The organism is Chamaesiphon sp. OTE_20_metabat_361, assembly GCF_031364565.1.
This window is the reverse complement of the sequence record NZ_JANLWO010000031.1, coordinates 1-1,772: the sequence shown is the minus strand read 5'-3', so window position 1 is coordinate 1,772 and position 1,772 is coordinate 1. Positions and strand designations below refer to the sequence as shown.

Here is a 1,772-nt window from a genome sequence, read left to right as displayed (position 1 = left end):
GTCCAGGGAAGATGAGATGATGCGTAGTCCTTTACCCCACCCCAGCCCTCCCCGTTTAAATCGGATGCGTTCACTGACCGGGTTACCCGGCAGTGATAGCGCACCAAGCAGGGGAGGGAGCAAAGCCCCCCTTTATAAGGGGGGTTGGGGGGTAAACCACCTCGAAACGAAGTCTAACCTACTTATTTAGGGATTTAGCAGCGACTAGCTCGAACGGCTAAAGGTAATTTAACGACAAACTCTGTCCAGCCAGCCGCACTAGTCGCATGAATTTGACCGTTTAATCGATCGACTAATTTTTGGACTAAAGATAATCCTAACCCACTCCCATTTTGTGACGATCCTCGCGAGGGAATTCGATAAAAGCGATCGAAGATCCGTGGTAAATGTTGTTGAGGTATTTCTGCCTGATTTTTGACAACGATCGTTAGTGAATCGGAGTGTGGATGAGCTTCGATCGCGATGGAGATCTGTCCGTCTACGCGTGTATATTTACAGGCATTATTTAAGAGTTCGATCGCAATCTTAGTCAAAAGAGTGCGATCGGTTTCGATCGTCGGTAGCCATTGGGAAACCGAACTAGTTAGTATTTGACCGTCATTTTTAGCACGATGAATAAATGGTTCGATCGTTGGTGGTAGCCAGGTCGCAATTGCTAATGATTCGAGATTGAGTTGCTGCTCTGAGGGTAAAGTCGGCGATACCTGTCTGCGTAATGTCTCTGGGCATAAGGATCGTTCCCGTTCTTCCACATATTCCAATCTTTGGATATCTAAGATGCGATCGATCGAGTCTACCTCGCGATCGCATTCTTGTTCTAAAATATTTAAATATGTTTCAGCTCGATGCCCAAGTAATAAATGTGAGATATCTGGATCGTTTTCCAAGCTAGTTCTCAACATCTTCATTGCCATTTTAATATTCATCAATGGTGCCCGCAAATCGTGAGCGATACTATCGATAAAATCATCCTTCTGTTGACAGAGATCCTCTAGGCTACCGAGCCGCTCGATCAGCTCAGCGAGGTCGGATAAAGGAGAGCTACTCGCATTTATTGGTTCGGATGCCGTCGCGGCTTCTGCGAGCAAATTCATGGCGGTGAGGAGTTGTTGTCCCAATGCCTGTACCCACGATAAATCTTGCGGCGACCAAATACTATGGGGGTGTCCGATCAGACAAATTCTACCCCACAATTCGGTTTCTTGGCGATCGTGGAATCCAGGTTGAGTGAGCAAGGGAATAAATACATAGCGATCGCAAATATCGATCTTCATTACCGTCATCATGGCGGTAAACTCGACGATTTCACGTTGATGTAATCGGCGATCGATCTCTGCTGCTTTATCAGGCTCGATGCTCAGCGTCAATCGTCCGAGATCTGGCAACTGCGCGAGCGTCAACCAGCGATGTAACTGGGGTTGATACTGTTCGATTAAGACTCCATTGAGCACTAAAATTTCCTGAATCTGAGTCGCTGTAAGTTGGCATAGATGCGTTGAGTCGATCGGGGTAGGCATAGATCTTTATCGGGGTGCTATGGTCAGATAGTGCATTCCGACTAGACAAATCGGCTACTGCATCTAACATGCAGTCTCACTGGGTCAAAAATATCTGTCTAGCCGTTAGATTAATAAAATTTGTTACAATTTAGAGATAACGCATGGGAAAAAGTATATGAGCGATCTAGAGCCAACAGAGACAGCATTACTGACACAACAGTTGGAGAGTCCAGATTTGCGCGATCGAATGGTAGCATTAGCCTCACTACGAAA

General features: G+C 46.2%; 1 protein-coding gene. It reads right to left on the bottom strand.

Annotated elements, in window-relative coordinates; all coding sequences use genetic code 11:
• Positions 1-194: 194 nt before the first annotated feature.
• Positions 195-1,517: a HAMP domain-containing sensor histidine kinase gene (locus RMO35_RS00770; RefSeq protein ID WP_309737883.1), complete on the bottom strand. Its 1,323-nt coding sequence runs from the start codon at positions 1,515-1,517 to the stop codon at positions 195-197.
• Positions 1,518-1,772: the final 255 nt, after the last annotated feature.